The organism is Chryseobacterium sp. SIMBA_038 (assembly GCF_046535115.1).
Taxonomy (GTDB): domain Bacteria; phylum Bacteroidota; class Bacteroidia; order Flavobacteriales; family Weeksellaceae; genus Chryseobacterium.
In genome coordinates, this window is record NZ_JAWRXH010000104.1 from 1 (window position 1) to 284 (window position 284).

Below are 284 nucleotides of genomic sequence, written 5' to 3' on the forward strand. Positions count from 1 at the left end.
CTGCATTCGACGCGTGGCGCGAGCCGCTGCGCCCGTTGTCTGATGCGGATATCGAGGCAGACCTTGAGCGTGCGCTCGAGGACATGGGCCTCGTGCTCGTTGAGCCGGTCAAAATGGATGGCTCGTGGCAGGACACCAGGGTGTCAACAAGCAAGAGCATCAAGGCTCTCAAAGGTGCGTATAAGGCGACGTTGGTCGATGGCAAGGCGAACGGCTACATCAAGAACTTCGACACGGGCGAAGATCGTGCATGGCGGCCGCATGGCATCACGATGAACTCCGAG

General features: G+C 59.9%; 1 protein-coding gene. It reads left to right on the forward strand.

Translation table 11 applies throughout. The features are described 5' to 3' along the window. Positions 1-284 (forward strand): hypothetical protein (locus tag SB689_RS22895; protein WP_410694362.1); only part of this gene is annotated, 284 nt, incomplete at both ends.